Here is a 22434-nt window from a genome sequence, read left to right as displayed (position 1 = left end):
CAAAATTACAAGAAAAAGTCGGCATTTAGGCAATTTGTATCACTTTTTAATACATATATTAAAAAAAAACATTATTTTTGCAATCAATTTAGCGATAAATAAATTAAAATACAATCTAATATAATAAATCTTATGGCAAATGTAATTAAGTTACGAAAGGGCTTAGACATAAACCTTAAGGGGAAAGCAAAAGAAAAACTTGTAAAGGCAAGGCATGGTGAATACATAGCCCTTATACCGGACAGTTTTGTTGGTGTTACGCCCAAAGTTGTTGTGCGGGAAGGTGATATCGTGAAAGCCGGAGATGCCTTGTTTGTCAACAAGCATTATCCTGAGGTGAAGTTTGCTTCTCCTGTAAGCGGTTCTATTGAAGCCGTTGTGAGAGGAGAGCGAAGGAAAGTGCTTGCAATAAAAGTGAGATCAGACAAAGAACAGAATTATGTTGATTTCGGAAAACAAGATGTTTCAGGTCTTGATGGTGATACGGCCATCAATAAACTTCTTGAAGCAGGATTGTTCGGATATATAAATCAACTTCCTTATGCGGTTTCTACGAATCCATCTGAAAAACCGAAAGCAATATTTGTTAGTGCATTGCGAGATAAACCCTTAGCCTCTGATTTTGAATTTGAACTTCAAGGTAACGAGAAAGATTTTCAAACAGGACTTACGGTGTTGTCACGAATAGCAAAAACTTATCTCGGCATCGGAATGAGTCAATCTTCTACGGCACTTACTCAGGCAAATGATGTTGAGATAAATGTATTCGATGGTCCTTGCCCTGCAGGAAATGTAAGTGTGCAGGTAAATAATACCTGTAAGGTAAATAAAGGTGAGATTGTTTGGACAGTAGATCCGATGAACGTAATATTTTTCGGCCGTCTGTTCAATACCGGGCATGTTGACCTGAAGCGCAAGGTTGCTGTAGTTGGCAGTATGGTAAAAGAACCTCAATATGTAGATACCATCATTGGAGCAAATATTGCTGACATTATATCAGATAATATTTGTATGAACAAAAAAGTTCGTATAATCGGAGGGAATGTACTTACAGGTACCCCAATATCAACAAATGATTATATTGGTGCAAATGTTAGTGAAATAACGGCAATTCCGGAAGGTGATGATACAAACGAAATGTTTGGTTGGATAATGCCAAGAATTAAACAATTCTCTAAAAACAGAAGTTACTTCTCGTGGCTTCTTGGTAAAAGAGAATATGATATTGATTGCCGTGTCAAGGGTGGAGAACGCCGAATGATAATGAGCGGAGAGTATGATTCGGTACTTCCAATGGATATCTACGGTGAGTTTCTTATAAAGGCGATACTTGCAGGTGACATTGACCGTATGGAACAATTAGGTATTTATGAGGTTGCTCCAGAAGATTTTGCATTGGCAGAATTTATCGACAGTTCAAAACTTGAGTTGCAGAAGATAGTTCGCGAAGGACTTGATATGTTACGTAAAGAGAACGGCTGATAACATAGTGAATTATGAATATTAAATAGTGATTATCGTTATGGGTTTACGAAATTATCTAAATAAGATAAAGCCGAATTTCGAGAAAGAGGGAAAGTTGCATGCTTTCAAAAGCGTTTATGACGGAATGGAATCTTTCTTGTACGTGCCTAACACTACTTCGAAAAGCGGTTGTAACATTCATGATACCATTGACTCTAAGCGTATCATGAGTATAGTGGTGATAGCCTTGCTGCCGGCATTGTTGTTCGGAATGTATAACATTGGCTATCAAAATTATTTTGTGTCAGGAAAAATTGCCGATGCAACATTCTTTGCAATGTTCTTCTATGGCTTTCTCGCTGTTCTCCCCAAGTTGCTTGTCAGTTATATAGTTGGATTAGGCATAGAATTCATTTGGGCACAGTGGAAAGGAGAGGAAGTACAAGAAGGCTATCTCGTTAGTGGTATCATAATACCTCTTATTCTTCCGGTGAATTGTCCACTATGGATACTTGCACTCGCAGTAGCATTTTCTGTTATTTTTGTTAAAGAAATATTTGGTGGCACGGGAATGAATATATTCAATGTCGCTGTTGCTGCGCGAATGTTTCTATTCTTCTCTTACCCATCACAAATGACCGGTGATAAGGTTTGGATAGCCAATGACACGATACTCGGATTTGGAAACAAACTTGCCGATGGTGTTTCCGGCGCTACTCCTCTTGCAGAAGTTGGGCAGGGAGTAATTCCGAATGCAAGCATAGCGGATATGATTATCGGATTCATTCCGGGAAGTATTGGTGAAACAAGTGTAATCGCTATCGCGATAGGAGCATTGATACTTCTTTGGACAGGTATAGCATCATGGAAGACCATGTTCAGTGTATTTGCCGGCGGAATAATAATGGCATTGATTTTTTCATGGCTCGACATGACTCCGGTTAAATGGTATGAGCATATTATTCTTGGTGGTTTCTGTTTCGGGGCAGTATTCATGGCCACCGATCCGGTAACTTCTGCTCGTACAGAAGGCGGCAAATACATATACGGTTTCCTTATTGGTTCTATGGCTATCATAGTACGTGTGATGAATCCGGGCTACCCTGAAGGAATGATGCTTGCCATATTCTTCGGCAATATGTTTGCTCCGCTGATAGACTATTGTGTAGTGCAGAGAAACATTTCAAGACGACTGAAACGTGCAAAATAAAACATGGAGGATTAAGAAATGAATACAAACTCAAACACATATACCATTATCTATTCTGCGATAATCGTTGTTATAGTTGCTTTCTTGTTGGCTTTTGTTAGCACGTCGCTAAAAGATAAGCAAGAAGCGAACGTGCAACTTGACAAGAAAAAACAGATACTGAACTCGTTAAATCTTCGTGACCTTGATGATAATACCGCCGAAAATAAATTTAAGGAGGTAATGAAATGTGAAACGGAAGTTGACGGAAATAAGGTTTATACTTGCGAGGTTGACGGAAAAACGAAATATGTGATACCAATGAAAGGAATGGGTCTATGGGGGCCTATATATTGTTATCTTGCTATCAATGACGACAAGAACACTGTTTTCGGAGTATATTTCAATCATGATAGCGAAACTGCAGGCCTCGGGGCTGAAATAAAAGATTCGCGTGCATGGCAGGAAAAATTTTGTGGAAAGAAAATTTTTAAGGATAATTCCACAGACATTGCACTCTGTGTGAATAAGAAGATTAAAGATACTTCTACACAGGTAGATGCCATAACAGGTGCTACACTGACAAGTGACGGTGTGTCTTTGATGTTCAAGGAAGGACTTAAACCATATATAAAATTCTTAACCGATAAGTAAAAATATGAGTAAGTTATTTAGTAAAGAAAACAAGGAGGTTTTCTATAACCCATTAAATATGGACAACCCGGTACTTATTCAAGTACTTGGAATATGTTCGGCACTTGCGGTTACTGCTCAGTTGAAACCTGCAATAGTAATGGGACTTGCAGTGACAATAATCACCGCATTTGCAAATGTAATTATTTCTATTATTCGAAAGACAATACCACAACGCATACGTATCATTGTTCAACTTGTGGTTGTTGCTGCACTTGTAACAATAGTAAGCCAGGTTCTTAAGGCAGTTGCTTATGATGTTAGTGTGGAACTATCAGTATATGTTGGTCTTATCATTACAAACTGTATTCTTATGGGACGCCTTGAAGCATTTGCCATGATGAACAAACCTTGGCCATCGTTTCTTGATGGTGTTGCCAACGGACTTGGTTATGCAATAATACTTGTTGTTGTTGGTGGCATACGCGAACTTCTTGGCCGTGGCACTTTGCTTGGTTTAACCATAATACCACAAGGAGCATACGACGCAGGGTATCTTAACAACGGTATGATGACCATGCCTGCAATGGCTCTTATTCTCGTTGGTTGTGTGATTTGGATACATAGGGCTTACTTTTATAAGGAGAAATAAATTATGGAGCATATTATAAATTTATTTTTTAGATCGATATTTGTCGATAATATGATTTTCGCGTTCTTCCTCGGTATGTGCTCTTATCTAGCCGTATCGAAGAATGTGAAGACATCTTTAGGACTGGGTCTTGCGGTGACATTCGTGCTTTTCGTTACGGTTCCCGTAGATTATATTTTACAGACGAAAGTACTCGGACCTGACTGTATATTTGAAGGAATAGACCTATCTTATCTGAGTTTCATCCTTTTTATTGCTGTGATAGCAGCAATGGTGCAACTTGTAGAGATGGTGGTTGAGAAATATTCCCCATCGCTTTATGCCTCTCTTGGAATATTCCTTCCGCTTATAGCAGTAAACTGCGCTATCATGGGAGCATCGCTATTCATGCAACAACGCATTTCACTCGACCCAAGCAATTCACAATTCATAGGTAATGTTTGGGACGCTTTGGCTTATGCTATAGGTAGTGGTATTGGATGGACATTGGCAATCGTATCTCTCGGTGCGATACGTGAGAAAATGGCATATACAGATGTGCCGAAACCTTTACAAGGCTTGGGCATAACGTTCATAACCGTTGGCCTAATGGCTATGGCAATGATGTGCTTCAGTGGTTTGAAAATATAAAAGCAAGGTTTTATAGATATGGGACAATTTATAGGCATCAGCATAGGAGTCTTTCTTTTTATAATACTCCTTTTAGTCATTCTGCTGCTTGTGGCGAAGAAATATCTTTCGCCGAGTGGCAACGTGAATATAACAATAAATGGTGAAAAGACTATAAGCGTGGAACAAGGAACAAGTCTTATGACTACGCTGAATAATAATGGAATACTCCTACCATCGGCATGTGGTGGAAAGGCTTCATGCGGACAATGTAAGGTACAAGTACTTGAGGGCGGTGGTGAAATTCTTGATTCGGAACGTTCACATTTCACTCGCAAAGAAATAAATGACCATTGGCGACTTGGATGCCAGTGTAAAGTAAAAGGCGATTTCAAGATACATGTTCCTGAAAGTGTGCTTGGAGTTAAAGAATGGGAATGTACGGTAATCTCAAACAAGAATGTATCAAGTTTTATAAAAGAGTTCATCGTAGCACTGCCACCGGGAGAGCACATGGATTTTATCCCTGGTTCTTATGCCCAGATAAAGATTCCTGCATACGACTGCATTGATTACGATAAGGATTTCGATAAGGAAGATATTGGTCCGGACTATATATCTTCATGGGAGAAGTTCAATATATTCTCTTTAAAAGCAAATAATCCCGAAGAGACAATCCGCGCTTATTCTATGGCAAACTATCCTGCCGAGGGAGATAGAATCACTCTTACCGTACGTATTGCAACCACACCGTTCAAACCACGTCCTGAAGTCGGATTCCAGAATGTACCTACAGGAATTGCTTCTAGTTATATATTCTCACGCAAACCTGGAGACAAGGTTATAATGAGCGGACCTTTCGGTGATTTCCATCCGATATTTGATTCTAAGCGTGAAATGATTTGGGTCGGAGGCGGTGCCGGTATGGCTCCACTTAGAGCCCAGATAATGCACATGACGAAGACTCTCAACACACGCGACCGCGAGATGCACTATTTCTATGGAGCACGTGCCCTTGTGGAGGCATTCTTCGTTGAGGATTTCCTCGAACTCGAAAAGGAATTCCCGAATTTCCACTTTCACCTTGCTCTCGACCGTCCAGATCCGGAAGCAGATAAGGCAGGAGTGAAATATACGGCAGGTTTTGTCCATCAGGTTATGTACGAGACTTATCTTAAAGACCATGAAGCACCGGAGGATATTGAGTACTACATGTGTGGTCCCGGCCCGATGTCTAAGGCAGTTCAAGATATGCTCGACTCAATCGGCGTAGATCCGGAATCTATAATGTTTGACGACTTCGGATAATTTTATAAAATAATAGTGTTAAATAGGTGTTCATAAATTGATATGGACACCTATTTAACACAATAGTTATAAGAGCAAAACATTTCAAGGTTTTATATTCTCCATACTAATTGTTTTTTAATTTACCCCCCATATATAATATATGAAAAAAGAACTCCTTCTACGTCTTCCGCCGCGCGAGGCAGCATCACTTTCTGCAATTAAGGAAGCATGTGCAAGAGAAATGACTATTAATGTTGGAAGCATAAGTTCAGTGAGAATATTGAAGCGCAGCATAGATGCCCGGCAGCGTAATATATTCGTAAACTTGAAAATTTGTATTTACATAAACGAAGAACCTGAAACACTACAATATACAGTAGTGGAATACCGAGATGTAAGTAATTGTCAGCAGGTAATAGTTGTTGGTGCCGGTCCCGGAGGATTGTTTGCAGCATTACGACTCATTGAGCACGGATTACGTCCTATTGTCGTTGAACGCGGAAAGAACGTTCGCGACAGGAAGGTTGACCTTGCCAACATAACCAAAACCCATAAAGTAAATCCAGAAAGTAATTATTGCTTTGGCGAGGGTGGAGCCGGAGCATATTCAGACGGGAAATTATATACTCGCTCCAAGAAGCGTGGCTCTGTTGATAAGATTCTCAATGTACTATGTCAACATGGAGCATCAACCGATATTCTCATAGATGCTCATCCTCATATCGGAACCGACCGACTGCCACGTGTTATCGAAGCGATGCGTAACACTATTATAAACTCTGGAGGAGAAGTGCATTTCAAAACCAAGATGACTTCACTGATAATTCAGGGAGATGAGGTGAAAGGAATAAACGCTATTAATTTATCAACAAATGAGGAGACAGAATTTCATGGTTCGGTAATCCTTGCCACCGGACATTCTGCACGTGATGTCTATCAACATTTATACAACTCCGGCATCGAAATAGAGCCAAAAGGACTTGCTGTTGGTGTTCGTCTTGAACATCCGTCACGTCTCATCGACCAAATTCAATATCATAACCGTGAGGGTAGGGGTGAATACTTGCCGGCAGCAGAATACAGTTTTGTTACACAGGTTGACGGACGTGGAGTTTACAGTTTCTGTATGTGCCCCGGAGGATTCGTTATTCCTGCAGCAACCGGGGACCGTCAAATCGTAGTAAATGGAATGTCGCCGGCAAACCGTGGCACACGTTGGAGCAATAGTGGAATGGTAGTGGAATTACGCCCGGAAGATGTGGAAGGAACCAATACTTTGCGCATGATGCACTATCAGGAACGACTTGAGGAATTGTGTTGGCAACAAGGGAATATGCGACAGACTGCTCCGGCTCAAAGAATGATCGATTTCGTGGATAAGCGTGTGTCTTACGATCTTCCGGAAAGTAGCTACGCACCAGGAATTATTTCTTCACCGATACACTTTTGGCTTCCTGACTTTATCAGTAACAGATTGCGTGAAGGTTTCAGAAAGTTCGGTCAGCAGAGTCGTGGTTTCCTGACCAATGAGGCATGTATTATTGCTGTGGAATCAAGGACGTCATCCCCAATACGTATTCTACGTGACCATGACACAATGATGCATATCCGCCTGCATGGCCTTTTCCCTTGTGGTGAAGGAGCAGGTTATGCAGGCGGTATTGTTTCTGCCGCAATTGACGGCGAACGATGTGCTGATATGCTTGCAGCAACGATAGAATGAGATTTATTCTAAACTCATAACAATTGAAATAATATCACATTTATCTTTATTCTATGGTTATGGTGTCCCCTGGTTTCAACTCGCCTGATAGAATCTTCTCGCATACAATGTCCTCGATGTGATTCTGTATGGCACGTTTCAGAGGGCGAGCACCGAACTGTACATCATAACCCTTTATAGCCACAGCTTCTTTCTTTTCGTCAGAGATTACGAGGTGGTATCCAAGATTCTCAATGCGCTTGTATAGACTGCGCAATTCTATTTCTATAATTTTCTTTATTGCTTCGAGATCAAGTTGATCAAATGTTACTATCTCGTCAAGACGATTCAAGAACTCCGGCGAGAACTGCTTGGAGAGACTTTTCTGTATTATGCTGCGTGCATATTCTTTATCTCGCTCATCCATAGAAAGCCCCATGCCTCCGGCATTGAAGCCGACACCACGACCAAACTCTTTAAGTTGTCTCGTTCCGGCATTGCTCGTCATTATTATAATAGTATTACGAAAATCTATAAGACGACCATTTCCATCGGTTAGTCTTCCTTCGTCAAGCACTTGTAGAAGCATATTGAACACATTGCCGTGAGCCTTTTCTATCTCGTCAAGCAGAACAATAGAGTAGGGCTTGCGGCGTACTTTTTCAGTAAGTTGCCCACCTTCTTCATATCCCACATATCCCGGAGGAGCACCAACCAATCTTGAAGTATTGAAACTCTCGGAAAATTCGCTCATATCAATACGTATCAATGCATCTTCAGAACCGAACATTTTCTCTGCAAGTTTCTTTGCAAGATATGTTTTTCCGACACCGGTAGGACCAAGAAACATGAAAGCACCGATAGGGTGTCCCGGCTCTTTCAATCCAACGCGGTTACGTTGTATCGCCTTTACAATCTTTTCTATGGCTTTGTCTTGTGCGATGACATTCGCCTTTAGTTCGTCAGACATTCTACTAAGTCGCGCACCTTCCGACTCTGCCATTCGTTGCACAGGAATGCCGGAAGTCATTGCCACTACATCAGCGACATTTTCCTCCGTAACGATTTCACGTGTCTCATTACTTCCTTCTGCCCAAATTTTATTTTGTCTATCCAATTCCTGCTCAAGCCGCAACTGCTCATCACGGCAACTTATGGCCTGTTCAAAATTCTGTTCTTTAACAGCCATTTGCTTTTTCAGATTAATCTCTTCTATCTGTTTCTGCAAATTTGTAATTTCTTCAGGAATTTCTGCATGTTGCAAGTGAACCCGTGCACCCACTTCATCCATTGCATCTATAGCCTTGTCAGGGAACGCCCTGTCTGTTATATATCGTTCTGTCAGTTTGACACACGCATTCAGCGCATCATCTGTGTATGTTACATGATGATGATCCTCATATCTGTTTTTTATATTATGCAAAATTTCGAGAGTTTCTTCTGTCGTAGTAGGCTCAACCAACACTTTCTGAAAGCGTCGTTCCAATGCACCATCTTTTTCGATGGAGTTACGATATTCATCGAGTGTCGTTGCACCAATACATTGTATAGTACCTCTTGCTAATGCCGGCTTCATTATATTTGCGGCATCCATTGCCCCCGGAGCACCTCCAGCACCTATAATGGTATGTATCTCGTCTATGAAAACAATTATATCCGGATTTTGTTCAAGTTCTTTAAGCAAAGCCTTGATGCGTTCCTCAAATTGTCCTCTATACTTTGTCCCGGCCACCATTCCTGTCATATCAAGACTTACAAGTCTCTTTCCGAAAAGCACGGGCGATGTCTGTCGTTTTGCTATCATTTGTGCCAGTCCTTCAACTATCGCACTCTTCCCGACTCCTGGTTCACCTATCAATATGGGATTATTTTTCTTTCTACGGCACAATATCTCTGTCACCCTTTGTATTTCTTTGGTACGTCCCACTACCGGGTCGAGTTTCCCTTCGCGTGCAGCCACAGTCAGGTCAATAGCAAATGTGTCTATAACCTGCGTCTTTCCACCGGTCTTTTTTGTCTGTGTTTTATTGGAAGTCTGTTTCTCTTCTCCTGCTTTTCTCATGCCGGCCATATCCTGTTCCTCGTCTTCATCAGGAAAGTCAATGCCGTCTTTGGTTTGACTCTCTTTCTGTTGAAAATAAGCCAAAGCATCATTGTATGTCATATTGTTGCTTTCCAATATGTTCTTCACACCATTATCTGTATGGTCATGAAGCATTGCAAGCAACAAATGCTGCTCGTCAACAACCTGAACATGCTGCACACGTGCCTCAAGTACTGCAAGACGCAGTATATTACTTGCCTGTTCGTTTAGATAAAGTTCTGTATAAACTATCGAGTTACTAAGATATTTATTATTTATTTTCTCCTCAAGTGCATTCTTGATATCATTCAAATCTATTTCCATGACAATGAGAAAATCCTTCACAGGACTGTTTTTTTCTCTCAGTATTCCTAACATTATATGTTCCGGAGTTACCGAGTTGCTTGCCAATCTTTGTGCTTCTTCCTTGCTGAAAGCCAGGATTTCTGATACCTTTGGTGACATTTGGCTTCTGTTTGCCATACTAATTATCCTTTCTTCTTTATTTATTTCCAATGCAAAATTACACATTTAAACTGAAAACAAACACTATGCCAACATTTTTTATAGATTTTCAGATAGCCAACACGTCACACATAATATTATTATGGTAGCCAATTTGTCATACAACATAAAAACTATTTATCAACCCCATATCCAAATAATGCGAAATCTCCTTTAAGAGGATCATCGGGAAAAATCTCTGCCATTTTCGCCGTTAGTTTCCTTGCCGCAGCCATAGAGGCACTTCTTGAATTTAGGAAACCCATAGAACAAGCCTCTTGCAAAACATGTGTATCCATAGGCATAATCAGCGTACGCTTGTCTATAAACGTCCAAAGCCCAATATCTACCGGCGAATTGTCACGCACCATCCATCTGAGAAACATACAGATACGCTTACAAGATGATTTCGTATCTTTTGGTACTATCACCTCTATTCCCCGACTAGCGAAATAAGACGTTATCATTTCTATTGCATCAAACGCATCTATAACATAATTATTGCGCAGATACTCTCCGAGCGAGCCATATTCAAGAATGAGTTCGCGATAGGCTTTAAGAAAATGATTCATAAGCGAATAGGTGTATAATCTGTAGTAGCAGTCTTCCGTGTCAGGAATATCACGCTCGAAATCGCCACTCTTCACCCATTCATGAACGTTTCCGCCGGAACAATCAAGTATATATTGTATTTTCGGAAAAAACTGTTTGCGTGAGCCATAACTCAGACATGACGCAATGAAAGCAAAAGCCTCTTGATTTTGTTTACCTTCTACCTGATGCATAAACCATGACGGGTCGCCATTGAGGAAAGATGCAGTCTCGTATCGTTGTGCCAATTCTTTCAGTAATTCCATTATTCTAATATGATTAATCTTTAATTTGATTGCAAAGGTAATAATTAAAGATAAATTATTTTTGTTTTATGAAGATAAAATATTAATTTTGCAATCGAAATAATATATGACTTTTTATGCTACATAACATATTCAAAGGCCTCGGAATCGCGCTTGTAACCCCTTTTACAAGTGACGGACAAATAGACTACGAATCGCTTAAAAGGCTTATTGACTACCAAATCAACAATGGTGCAGATTTCCTCTGCATAATGGCAACTACCGGAGAAATACCTACTCTTACAACAGAAGAAAAACAACGCATAAAAGAATTGGTTTTAAATATCGTACAAGGACGATTACCAATACTTATGGGTTGTGGAGGCAACAATACATCTGCAGTAGTAGAAGAACTGCAAAAAAACGACTTCGATGGTATTGACGGAATATTGAGCATATGCCCTTTCTATAATAAACCTACGCAAGAAGGACTCTTCAAACATTTCGAGGCTATTTCAAAAGCAACAACTTTGCCAATCGTACTTTATAATGTACCGGGACGCACAGGGGTGAATATGGAAGCCGAAACGACGATAAAATTGGCACATGAATGTCCGAACATCGTGGCAATAAAAGAAGCGAGCGGAAACCTGAAACAAGTGGAAGAGATAATTAAAAACAAGCCATCCAACTTTGATGTGATAAGCGGTGATGATGCACTGACGTATCAGATTATTGAACGAGGTGCCACAGGAGTGATAAGTGTTATCGGCAATGCTTTTCCAAAAGAGTTTTCAAATATGGTACATTTAGAACTGAAAGGTGATTATGAAAATGCGTTGAAGATACATCAGAATCTTACCGATATTTTCGACCTATTATTCATAGATGGTAATCCTGCAGGTATTAAAGCAACACTTTCAGAAATGGGCATGATTGAAAACGTGCTACGCCTACCTCTCGTACCTGCACGCCCTGGCACTATTCAAAGCATTTCAAAACTTGTCAAAGAGTTGTTGCCGGTATGATATATAGATGAGTTGTAGTTTTAAATAAAGAAAAACACACCGGCAATAAAAATTGTTATATTATTAAGTCGGTATTTCATAAAAAACAAATAACTTTGCGACCTTAAAAAATAAAATAATACAATGGGCGGTTTTTTTGGAACTATATCTGTTAATGATTGTGTTAATGATTTGTTCTACGGAACAGATTACAACTCTCATCTTGGAACAAAACGTGCAGGTCTCGTAACATTTGATAAAGAACGAGGCTTCTCACGTTCAATCCACTCTCTGGAAAGAGACTATTTTCGCTCACGTTTTGAAAAGGAACTTGATAACTTCTCCGGTAATGCCGGCATCGGTGTCATAAGCGATACCGACCCACAACCTATTTTAATCAATTCTCATTTAGGACGTTACGCCGTTGTAACGGTAGCAAAGGTTAATAATGTTCGTGAGATTGCGCTTGAACTTTTGGAAAATCGTATGCATCTTAGTGAGATGAGTGCAAACAATATTAACCAAACAGAACTTGTTGCACTACTAATCAATACAGGTGATTCTTTCGAAGACGGAATAAAAAACGTATATAAGAAAGTGAAAGGCTCTTGCTCCATGCTTATCCTTACCGAAGACGGAATCATCGCAGCACGAGATGCCTTGGGGCGCACACCGATTGTTATTGGTCAAAAAGATGGGGCATACGCAGCAACAAGTGAGACAACTACATTGCCCAACCTTGATTTCAAGCCAATAAAAGATGTAGGGCCGGGAGAAATTGTAAGAATCAGAACCAGTGGTATAGAAGTTCTTAAAAAGCCATTCAGTAAGTGTCAGGTATGTTCTTTTCTGTGGGTATATTATGGTTTTCCAACGAGCGATTTTGAAGGAATAAACACGGAATATGTGCGAGAATGTAATGGAAAGGCAATGGGAGAAGAGGATGAAACTGAAGCCGATTGTGTCTGTGGTATTCCTGACAGTGGTATTGGTACGGCTTTAGGCTATGCCGAAGGTCACCGCATACCATACAAACGATCTGTATTGAAATACACTCCGACATGGCCGAGGAGTTTCACACCGGGAAATCAAAGCCGCCGTACATTGGTAGCAAAGATGAAACTGATACCCAACCGTGCACTACTTAAAGACCAACGTGTGGTTATGTGTGACGACTCTATCGTAAGAGGAACACAATTAAGAGACAACGTAAAGAAATTCTTTGAATACGGAGCAAAGGAGGTTCATGCCCGAATTTCATGCCCACCATTGGTTTATAGTTGCCCATTCATCGGATTTACGGCATCAAAGGGTGACATGGAACTTATCACACGCAAAGTAATAAACGATATTGAAGGTGATGCGAGCAAAAACCTCGATAAATATTCAACCACAGATACTCCGGAATACAAACGCATGGTTGAGGAAATATGCAAGCGTTTAGGACTTTCAAGCCTTAAATTCAACAAGATAGAAACATTGGTTAATTCCATTGGTCTGCCCAAAGAACGTGTTTGTACGCATTGTTTTGACGGGTCAAGTTATTTCTTTGATATATCGACAGAGCAAGATTAATAAACAAGAGTTATAAGTAAAAATTGCGACGTTCACCAAGTTTTCTTGAAAAAGCGAAGTTATATCCGTTAGCGAAAGTGGCTGTCCTACTTATTACAGGGATAGTTTTAGGAAGTCATTTCGCCTTTTCCCAAACGGTTGTTATTTCGTTACTCGCTGCATTTTTACTTATTGCTCTTTTTTCATATCGCAACCTTATAGTCAGAGATATATTCTTTTATATCAGTATCGTTATTTTAGGAATAGTGTTATATTATAATTCCAATAACGATTTTTCTGTACCTACATCCAAATCCTCAAAATTCCATGCAGTGTTGTTGTCATCACCAAAACAGCATGGCAAAATCATAAGTTGCGACATCGTTGTCACATCAGGTAAAATGACCGGTAAAAGATTACGGGCAAGTATAATGAGAGATACGATAGAGAACCGATATCGCCATTTGGAGATAGGTAGTGGTATTGTTGCCAATGCGGTAATTGAGAAACCAATGAATTTCAAAGAAGGTAATTTCAATTATGAGAGATTTCTCAAAAGTCACGGAATTTCCGGCACGGCATTCATTACAATCGATAAATGGATAACTAAAAAGATACCGCTATCCTCTTTATCTACTTTTGATCTGTTGCAATTAAAATCATTAAAATACCGAGAGAAATTTATTCAAAAATATCGCATCTCTGGCTTGGAAGATAATGGACTTGCCATTGTATCTGCAATGACATTGGGAGACAAATCGATGTTAGACACCTCCATACGCGACAGATTCTCCGTTACCGGAGCCTCTCATGTGCTTGCGATGTCAGGACTTCATTTGAGCATACTATATTTGTTTCTTACTTTTGCGTGGGGAAGACGCAAAAGATGGGTTGCCGTATCACTCGTCAACATAATTCTTATATGGACATTCGTTTTCATATCCGGTATGCCGATTTCATTGGTTCGCTCGGCAATCATGCTTAGCGTCTATTGCATGCTTGACGTAATACATAGAAACAGCCAACCTTTAAACACTTTGGCATTGGCAGCACTCATCGTCACTATAAGCAACCCGATGAGTGTCTTTGATGTCGGATTTCAGATGTCTTTTATCGCAGTATTTCTTATATTGTTATTATGTCCTACACTTGTTTCAGCAGGATGGAGATTTCCTGTTTTCCGTTTCGCGTTTGTAAGAGTATGTTGGAACTTCATTGTGGTATCTTGTGTGGCTCAATTAGCCGTCGCACCACTTGTGGCATATTATTTTGGGAGAGTTTCATGTTATTTCCTGTTATCCAATGCGGTTGTCATACCTTGCACATACGTTATACTTATAGCCGGAATGTTGTTACTCATCATACCATTCTCAGCAATTCAATATCTCATGGCACAGACTTTGACATTCACAATAAGCGTAATTGACAAGTCATTATCATGGATAGAATCATTGCCCGGAGTGAGTATAGAAAACGTTAAACTGAATGAAATTAGCGTATTACTTATTTATATACTAATTGCCATTATATGTTTCTTTATAAATACGCGGATTCGTAAAACAACATTATTTGAACGCTTATAGTTGTTCTGAATTTATAAATATGACCATTCTCATTGGTCTTGCGATTTGCAATCTGGGCGATTTTACGAAACAAAATTGGCGAAATTGCAAATCAATTTGGGCGATTTTGCTTTTCAATCTCGCCCAAATTACAAATAGGAACATTTCATACAACAAGATTTATAATGGATTATTGGGGATAAATAGGAATATCATTTTGAAATTTCAAATTATTGTACTACATTTGCAGAATGAAAAACAATCAAAGAAGATTGAATTTCCTATCATGAAATGATAAATAATAATAACTTGAATATTTATACTGATGGATGTTGAAAAGATGAAAGAACTAATCGGTAAGCAACCTAATCTATCGACAGTTCTTGGCATGAATTTTATTAGTACACCCGAAGATGATATGTGTATGGCCACAATGAAGGTTGACGAACGCAATAGACAACCGTTCGGATTCTTGAGTGGTGGAGCATCACTGGCACTTGCAGAAAATTTGGCCGGCGTGGGGTCTTGTTCTATCTGTCCGGGGAAAATATGCGTTGGCGTTAGCGTCAGCGGAGAGCATGTAAAGGCTGTTGTAGAAGGAGACACCGTAACGGCAAAGGCACAACTTGTGAGCAAAGGACGTAAGTTGCATGTGTGGGATGTAAGGATAACCGACACCGGAGGAAACTTGATTTCCACCGTACATGTCACTAATTACGTCATAGAACCAAAGAAAAGCAAGAAAGAATGACAGCCTTTGCTTTTTTCAGACTTCCAAAAGAAAGTAAATGCACACTGATTGTGCAAAGAAACCGAGAACCTGAAAACATTTCGGCATTTCGTAATCTGAATGGCAAGGCCGGCTTCGTTATCGCACCTTTTGATATTTCCGAATTTACTCCACTGCTGCTGATACATCCCGAAGAAAGGCGAGTATATAATGCTTTTTCTTACATAGAGAAAGAAATTGTTGAAGAGTTGGAAGAATGTGCATTATGCAATAACAGCGATGAGGGTACGGATTCCGCGGCAGAAAACGAACGTACAAGATATGGAATAGACTTCAATAATTTTCATTCACAATTAGTACAAGGAGGTTTCCGCAAAATAGTACTTGCAAGAAAATCCAAGGTTTTAGGAGATACGTCTCACTTGCTTGAAATGTTCAAAAGAGCATGTGAAGATTATCCGCGTATGTATATATCGTTGTTCTCAACGCGAATAAGCGGTACGTGGTTGATTGCCACTCCGGAGTTGTTGTTGGAAGAAACTGACGATTTGTGGAAAACCATTGCCTTGGCTGGAACAATGAAACTTGACATTAATATGATGTCGCGGGAAAGCAATGATACAGATAGTGGCATAATGAGTTCTTCCGAAATATTATGGAGTGATAAGAATATACAGGAGCAACGTATTGTTGCAACGTATTTGACGGAATGTCTAAAAAACTTCTCTGACGAAATAATTGAGAGTGGTCCTAAAACCACAAGAGCAGGCAACCTGATACATCTAAGGAGTGATTTTTCTTTTTCACTTAAGAAAAAGTCAGTTTTGGGCGATTTAATCGAAGCAATTCACCCCACACCTGCTGTTTGCGGTCTGCCAAAAGACATTTCAAAAAGTTTTATTATCCATAACGAAAATTTTTCCAGAAAGTATTACAGCGGATTCTGCGGACCACTTATGAGTGATGAAGGAACACACCTTTTCGTTTCGTTACGATGTATGCAGGTAATAAAAGACGGATTTCTGCTTTATGCCGGAGGTGGATTATTGTCTGATAGCATAGAGCAACAGGAGTGGGAAGAGACGGAGGCTAAACTCGAAACAATGAGGAAAATCATAAGTTGTTGATATTTATAAATCAATTAAAGTGTATAGCGACAAAAGGAATGTAAACATATTGACATCACTGCTCGTATCACATGGCATAAAGCACGTGGTGGTGTGTCCCGGAAGTAGAAATGCTCCCTTGGTTCATAATTTCAACGAATGTCCGCAACTTATATGCCATCCTGTGACAGACGAACGTTCCGCAGGCTTCTTTGCACTTGGCATTGCGCAGGCAACAGATGCTCCGGTGGCAATATGTGTAACATCAGGAACGGCAATTCTCAATGTTTCACCTGCCGTGGCTGAGGCTTCTTACCAACATCACGGATTGATAGTGATAAGTGCCGACAGACCACAGGCATGGATTGACCAATTGGACGGACAAACAATGCCACAACAGAATGTTTTGGGAAAATTCGTCAGCAAAAGTGTCTGTCTTCCTGAAGTTGATTGCGAAGAAAGCAGATGGTACTGCAACAGACTTGTAAACGAGGCTCTCATTGCCGTAAGAACAAATTGTGGTAAGTCTGTTCATATTAATATACCAATAAGTGAACCGTTGTTTAATTTCACAACAGATGCTCTTCCTGTTGAAAGAAAAATCGAATATATTACCACCCGCAGCAATATAACGGAGCGCGAGATAGAAACGTTCATAAAAGCAAGGCGTCCACTGATAGTGTTAGGACAGATGAAACACGACAAGAGATTGACCGACATTATACGTGAAATTAGGAAAAGATATGTCGTTCTTTGTGAACCTCTTTCTCAAGGGAATGGTACCACATGGTTTGATGAAATGTTTGAAACGGTAAATGGTAATGCCTCTTTCGCACCTGACTATATATTATATATAGGAGATACTATTGTAAGCAAATTACTTAAGAAATATCTGAGAAGTCTCGATGAAATCGGCGTTTCTATGGTTAGCATTGATGGTGAGGCGCATGACGTAACAATGAGTATGGACAGACTTATAGTGTGTAATGCCATAGATATTCTCTCGACATTAGCAAATTACTCAGTGCAGAATAATACCGACAACCTTTTTCTTGAACGTTGGAACATGGAGATCGAACATTTCCGTAATGTTTTTTTGTCCATTTCATCGGATAATTTACTAAAAGAAACAGTTAGACTGTTTGAGACGAAAATTGGAAAAAGTGCAGAAATATCATATATTCATTATGCAAACAGTACATCTGTGAGATATGGATGTCTGTATTCAAGACATTATATATATGTAAACCGTGGCATTAATGGTATCGAAGGTTCGCTTTCTACAGCGGCAGGTTTTTCCTCAGTTACAACAAACAATACATTCATCGTAATTGGTGACTTGTCATTTTTCTATGATGTAAATGCCCTTTGGAACAATAATATCGGTGGAAACCTACGTATTATATTATTGAACAACGGAGGCGGTGGAATATTCAGCAATTTGAAAGGGTTGGAAAATAGTCCGGCGCTAGATAAATATATTGCTGCCTGTCACAATACTTCTGCAGAAGGAATTTGCAAATCTTATGGAGTGGAATATCATTCTGCACTTACCCTTGAAGATGTTGAAAAGGCACTGTCGGTAATAATTAATAATGATTCCGACATACCAATATTGCTTGAAGTAAAGTGCAACAAATAACAATTCCTTCAATAAAACACGACATCCTTTTCAGTGTTTTATTGAAGGAATACGATATGCACTTATATGTCATTCGATTTTCAAACCATTTATCATGTTTTTCAGTTGCACTATGCGGGCAGCGGGACTTCCGTCATGCTGTTCATAATATGCAAGTGACGATTTGAAATATTCGTTGGCAACGGTATTATTACCTTCGAAAAGGTAACAGAAAGCGATGCGGTAAAGTGCATCGCCTTTCTCGTTATTATAACATACGTTCAGATGTTGCTCGTAGTAGGGTATCGCCTCAGCATATTTTTCCTGATGGAAAAAACTTTCAGCACATGTATAATAATATATGCTGCGTTCATGTGGAGCAAGTCCTTCAAGCAGTGGAATAGACTCGCTTAGCAACTTGCTTGCTTCAGGGAAGTTCCATTCATAATATTGACATACACCCATATAGGCATGAAATCGAGGATTCAATTTGAAGTCCTTGTCGAGACGGCTGAATATCAGCAGTGCTTCATGGTATTTACCCGATGTAAAATAATCTATTGCCATGCCCAAATGCTCACTCGCATCATTCTTATATGTGTTTTGAATCTGCGAGTAAGTTGATAAAGCAAATGCAAATGTTGTCAATATAATATGGAACGCACGTATCATTCTACATAGAAACTAATAAGTCTGTCAATTGCCTGTTGGCAGATAGGGCAGAAATCAGGATTCTCATTGGTGCGCATACGGCAGTCTTGCATTCCGCGATAAACCCCATCAAGACAATATCCGGCACCTTCGTAAACTCCAACCTTGTTAAAGAATTGCTTGGAATCAGGTGTTGGGATTGGTGTCTTTTTGTCAATCAATGCAGCCCATTTAGACTTGAAATCAACCATTGTGGTAATGTTCGGTTCCCAAGGTTCTACGTCTGTGGGATACATCGGAATTGCCTCATTTGCGTATGCGTACTCGTCTGCCAGACCGGCAAAACTATGTCCGAACTCATGCACTACTACCGGTAACGTCTTAGGATGATGTGCTGCCGAGAGATTGTATGAGTTGAGAATACCACCGCCACCATATACATCTGTATTTACGAGTATAATAATGTGTTCGTAAGGAAGGCCGGCAAGTACATCATGTAATTTCTTCAGATGCAATGTTGTCAGGTATCTTTCGTTATAAAACGTATCGAAATGGGAACCAAGTGCAGTACGCTTCCAGACTCCATTGCGTGGCACACTCGTTCCACTGTCTTCTGATGAAGCCTCCACGGCAATGATGTTGAATGCCGCTTGTCTGCTTATGAACGGTTCGTGGGCGAACAACGCACCAACCGATTTGTACACATCTTCAAGGAATATCGGCATCTCTGCATCGGTGTAACCTTCTGCTACGAATGCAATGTTTATACAACGTGTAGTATCGGCCGCTTGAAGTATCGTCTTATGTTTTGTTTTGTAGTCTCCGATATGTCTTATCAAGATATCTTTCGGGTTAATCACGTGTGTTAATGTTGCAACGGGTTCTCTTCTATTGTTTCTCAACTCAACAGTAACATCAACAACATTTTTGGGCATAGGAATAAGAAATACGTTTTCAAAAGCCTTTGTTATATATCCGGCCTCTTCTGTAGTAAGCCATTCTTGGAACAATGTAGAGAATGAGTTCTTGTATATCACTTCAGAAGTTGAGCGGTCTTTCACTATAATGGTTCCATTTCCCTCAACAGGTACTTCCGAAAGTTTTTTACGTTTGCCATACCATCTCGAAGAAAGACTCATACAATCAAGGGAGATTTCTTGTGACGACTTGTTTCCGGAGAATATATAATCTATCCTCAAGGTCTTGTCTTCGAAATTCTCATCAAAGTTTTGCGAATATGCGGTATTTACAACCACACATAACATTAAAATAAACAATGTTCTCATAATCGTTTTTATTTAGTATTTTTATAATAATTCATGCTTCAGACATTCTGCTTCATTAAGCATATTGATAATATAATCGCGATTCCAATCTTTTTCGTGATACCGCTTGCCATCATACTCAAGAATGTCAATATCCATTTCAACGATATTTTCAAGACGCTTTTCGGCAGTATCTCCACATTCCTGCTCTATTCCCTTAAATTCGTCTTTGATGGTTGCTAAAGGTAAAGTTGTATATGCAATACCGACACAGTTTGTGAACTCTGGTGATTCCATGCCGATTGGGGCTGTCTTTGTAAGAGTAGTAAAACGTATATCGTCTTTAAAAAGTCCGAATATCCGAGACTTCATCAATATAATTCTGTCGTCTGACAGATATGAGTTCGTACCTGTGGCAAATAATAGTTTCTTCTTTTCCATTTCTTATTTTTGACGTAAAAGTAGGAATACGTTTGCAAAAATATGAAAAATAAACGATAAAAAATAAATTATGGATAAAGAAATGGGAAAAAAACAGTAATTTTGCAAATATGGATACTCAAAGGATATTAAACAAACTTGGCATCGAAGAACTGAACATGATGCAGCAGGAGACAGCAAACGCAATACACTATTCATCAAATGACGTTTTGGTATTATCGCCCACGGGCAGTGGCAAGACATTAGCATATCTGTTGCCGATAGTCGAAAAAATGAAATCCGATATTGATGAAATTCAAGCAGTTGTGATAGTTCCTGGTCGTGAGTTGGCATTGCAATCCCAACAGGTGCTTGCCAATATGGGCTGTGGGCTTAGGTCTTTGGCTCTTTATGGCGGAAGACCGACTATGGATGAACATCGACAAATCGTAAAAATCAGACCACATATAATATTTTCGACACCGGGAAGACTTAATGACCATTTGGATAAAGGGAACGTGTGCTCAGACAATGTTGAATGGATTGTCATCGATGAGTTTGATAAATGTCTCGAAATGGGATTCCGTAATGAAATGGCAAAAGCCATAGAAAGACTCAGCAATGCCAAAAGGAGAGTTTTGATGTCTGCCACAGATGCCGAAGAAATTCCTGCTTTTGTAAATATGGGAAAAGTGTCTAAAATAGATTTCCTAATTGATGACGAACAGGTTTCTGATAGGGTAGGGATAAATATTGTGAGAAGTCCACAAAAGGACAAACTTGACACACTGCAATGTCTGTTGCGTAGTTTTGGAGATAAAAGCACTATAGTATTCCTCAATTTCCGCGAAAGTGTGGAACGAATAGAGGAATATTTAAAATCGCTTGGCTTTTCTACATCAGCATTTCATGGAGGACTCGAACAGGTTCAACGCGAAGCGGCTCTTTATATGTTCAGTAACGGCTCATCAAATGTGCTTATAGCAACCGATCTTGCATCACGAGGACTGGATATTCCTGACGTAGAGAACATTGTGCATTATCATTTGCCATTAGGAGAAGATGCTTATATTCATCGTGTTGGACGCACTGCTCGATGGGATGCAATCGGAAAAACATATTTTATATTAGGCCCCGAAGAATATATTCCGGAATATGTAGAAGGAGAACATTCCGATTTTTCCATTCCCACAAGACTGCCATCGCCTGCATTACCTAAAATGGTAACATTATATATAGGGAAAGGCAAGAAAGATAAAATATCCAAAGTTGATATTGTTGGATTTTTGTGTAAGAAAGGTGGACTTGACAAAAAAGACATCGGAAAAATAGATATAAAAGAACGTTATTGCTATGTTGCGATTTCACGAAAATGCCGTAAGGCAGTTCTTGAAAAAACACAAGGAGAAAAGATAAAAGGGGTAAAAACGTTAGTTGAAGTTGTCAAATAGACCCATAAAAGTCATATTATTGGTAAATTGTTATAAAATATTTGGCCGTATCACTTTTAATGCGTAACTTCGCACCATTGAAAATTCATTAACCTAATAACCAAA

The 22434-nt window shown here is 39.6% G+C and carries 19 protein-coding genes; 14 read left to right on the top strand and 5 right to left on the bottom strand.

What is annotated here, in order from left to right; genetic code table 11:
- Positions 1–132: 132 nt before the first annotated feature.
- From EHV08_RS03885 to EHV08_RS03855, 7 genes are all read left to right on the top strand, one after another.
- Entirely contained in the window at positions 133–1482 is a 1350-nt protein-coding gene (locus tag EHV08_RS03885; protein WP_126678148.1) for a Na(+)-translocating NADH-quinone reductase subunit A, read from the top strand.
- A 40-nt stretch (positions 1483–1522) separates the two neighbouring features.
- The gene (locus EHV08_RS03880) at positions 1523–2674 is read left to right on the top strand and encodes an NADH:ubiquinone reductase (Na(+)-transporting) subunit B (protein WP_126678146.1); all 1152 of its coding nucleotides are present in this window, start codon (positions 1523–1525) and stop codon (positions 2672–2674) included.
- Between the two features lie 18 nt (positions 2675–2692).
- The gene (gene nqrC / locus EHV08_RS03875; RefSeq protein WP_126678144.1) at positions 2693–3307 is read left to right on the top strand and encodes an NADH:ubiquinone reductase (Na(+)-transporting) subunit C; all 615 of its coding nucleotides are present in this window, start codon (positions 2693–2695) and stop codon (positions 3305–3307) included.
- Positions 3308–3311: 4 nt separating this feature from the next.
- A complete protein-coding gene (locus tag EHV08_RS03870) occupies positions 3312–3938 on the top strand; it encodes an NADH:ubiquinone reductase (Na(+)-transporting) subunit D (protein WP_126678142.1) in 627 nt (208 codons plus the stop codon).
- 3 nt (positions 3939–3941) lie between these two features.
- Entirely contained in the window at positions 3942–4568 is a 627-nt protein-coding gene (gene nqrE, locus EHV08_RS03865; RefSeq protein ID WP_126678141.1) for an NADH:ubiquinone reductase (Na(+)-transporting) subunit E, read from the top strand.
- An 18-nt stretch (positions 4569–4586) separates the two neighbouring features.
- The gene (gene nqrF, locus EHV08_RS03860) at positions 4587–5855 is read left to right on the top strand and encodes an NADH:ubiquinone reductase (Na(+)-transporting) subunit F (RefSeq protein ID WP_126678139.1); all 1269 of its coding nucleotides are present in this window, start codon (positions 4587–4589) and stop codon (positions 5853–5855) included.
- Positions 5856–5997: 142 nt separating this feature from the next.
- Positions 5998–7560 carry an NAD(P)/FAD-dependent oxidoreductase gene (locus EHV08_RS03855; protein WP_126678137.1) on the top strand — a complete coding sequence of 521 codons (1563 nt, stop codon included), beginning with the start codon at positions 5998–6000 and terminating at the stop codon, positions 7558–7560.
- Between the two features lie 46 nt (positions 7561–7606).
- On the opposite strand, the gene EHV08_RS03850 is transcribed toward EHV08_RS03855, so the two are convergent.
- Together EHV08_RS03850 and EHV08_RS03845 are read right to left on the bottom strand one after the other, a co-directional pair.
- Complete coding sequence (locus EHV08_RS03850) at positions 7607–10105, bottom strand: ATP-dependent Clp protease ATP-binding subunit (protein ID WP_126678135.1); 2499 nt, start codon at positions 10103–10105, stop codon at positions 7607–7609.
- A 155-nt stretch (positions 10106–10260) separates the two neighbouring features.
- Positions 10261–10983, bottom strand: coding sequence for a TIGR02757 family protein (locus EHV08_RS03845; RefSeq protein WP_126678133.1), 723 nt, complete (start codon positions 10981–10983; stop codon positions 10261–10263).
- Between the two features lie 116 nt (positions 10984–11099).
- Here EHV08_RS03845 and dapA point away from each other — a divergent pair, with 116 nt between their 5' ends.
- From dapA to menD, 6 genes are all read left to right on the top strand, one after another.
- The gene (gene dapA / locus EHV08_RS03840) at positions 11100–11990 is read left to right on the top strand and encodes a 4-hydroxy-tetrahydrodipicolinate synthase (protein WP_126678131.1); all 891 of its coding nucleotides are present in this window, start codon (positions 11100–11102) and stop codon (positions 11988–11990) included.
- A 123-nt stretch (positions 11991–12113) separates the two neighbouring features.
- Positions 12114–13544, top strand: coding sequence for an amidophosphoribosyltransferase (locus EHV08_RS03835; protein ID WP_126678129.1), 1431 nt, complete (start codon positions 12114–12116; stop codon positions 13542–13544).
- Positions 13545–13954: 410 nt separating this feature from the next.
- Complete coding sequence (locus EHV08_RS03830; protein WP_158676042.1) at positions 13955–15106, top strand: ComEC/Rec2 family competence protein; 1152 nt, start codon at positions 13955–13957, stop codon at positions 15104–15106.
- A 304-nt stretch (positions 15107–15410) separates the two neighbouring features.
- Positions 15411–15836, top strand: a complete 426-nt coding sequence (locus tag EHV08_RS03825) for a PaaI family thioesterase (protein ID WP_126678125.1) — start codon at positions 15411–15413, stop codon at positions 15834–15836.
- Complete coding sequence (locus tag EHV08_RS03820; RefSeq protein ID WP_126678123.1) at positions 15833–16942, top strand: chorismate-binding protein; 1110 nt, start codon at positions 15833–15835, stop codon at positions 16940–16942. Before EHV08_RS03825 ends, EHV08_RS03820 begins: the two co-directional genes overlap by 4 nt.
- Before the next feature lie 19 nt (positions 16943–16961).
- A complete protein-coding gene (gene menD / locus EHV08_RS03815) occupies positions 16962–18563 on the top strand; it encodes a 2-succinyl-5-enolpyruvyl-6-hydroxy-3-cyclohexene-1-carboxylic-acid synthase (RefSeq protein WP_126678122.1) in 1602 nt (533 codons plus the stop codon).
- A 69-nt stretch (positions 18564–18632) separates the two neighbouring features.
- Here menD and EHV08_RS03810 read toward each other — a convergent pair whose 3' ends face one another.
- From EHV08_RS03810 to EHV08_RS03800, 3 genes are all read right to left on the bottom strand, one after another.
- Positions 18633–19109 carry a tetratricopeptide repeat protein gene (locus EHV08_RS03810; protein WP_126678120.1) on the bottom strand — a complete coding sequence of 159 codons (477 nt, stop codon included), beginning with the start codon at positions 19107–19109 and terminating at the stop codon, positions 18633–18635.
- Between the two features lie 101 nt (positions 19110–19210).
- On the bottom strand, positions 19211–20479 hold the full coding sequence (locus EHV08_RS03805; protein WP_126678118.1) for a M64 family metallopeptidase: 1269 nt from the start codon (positions 20477–20479) through the stop codon (positions 19211–19213).
- A 21-nt stretch (positions 20480–20500) separates the two neighbouring features.
- Positions 20501–20899, bottom strand: coding sequence for a 2-amino-4-hydroxy-6-hydroxymethyldihydropteridine diphosphokinase (locus tag EHV08_RS03800; RefSeq protein ID WP_126678116.1), 399 nt, complete (start codon positions 20897–20899; stop codon positions 20501–20503).
- Positions 20900–21009: 110 nt separating this feature from the next.
- Here EHV08_RS03800 and EHV08_RS03795 point away from each other — a divergent pair, with 110 nt between their 5' ends.
- Positions 21010–22329 carry a DEAD/DEAH box helicase gene (locus EHV08_RS03795; RefSeq protein WP_126678114.1) on the top strand — a complete coding sequence of 440 codons (1320 nt, stop codon included), beginning with the start codon at positions 21010–21012 and terminating at the stop codon, positions 22327–22329.
- The last annotated feature ends 105 nt before the right edge of the window (positions 22330–22434 follow it).

The organism is Prevotella koreensis (genome assembly GCF_003977605.1).
Taxonomy (GTDB): Bacteria; Bacteroidota; Bacteroidia; order Bacteroidales; family Bacteroidaceae; genus Prevotella; species Prevotella koreensis.
Note: the sequence above shows the minus strand (reverse complement) of the source record. Positions and strands in the feature narration are given on the sequence as shown.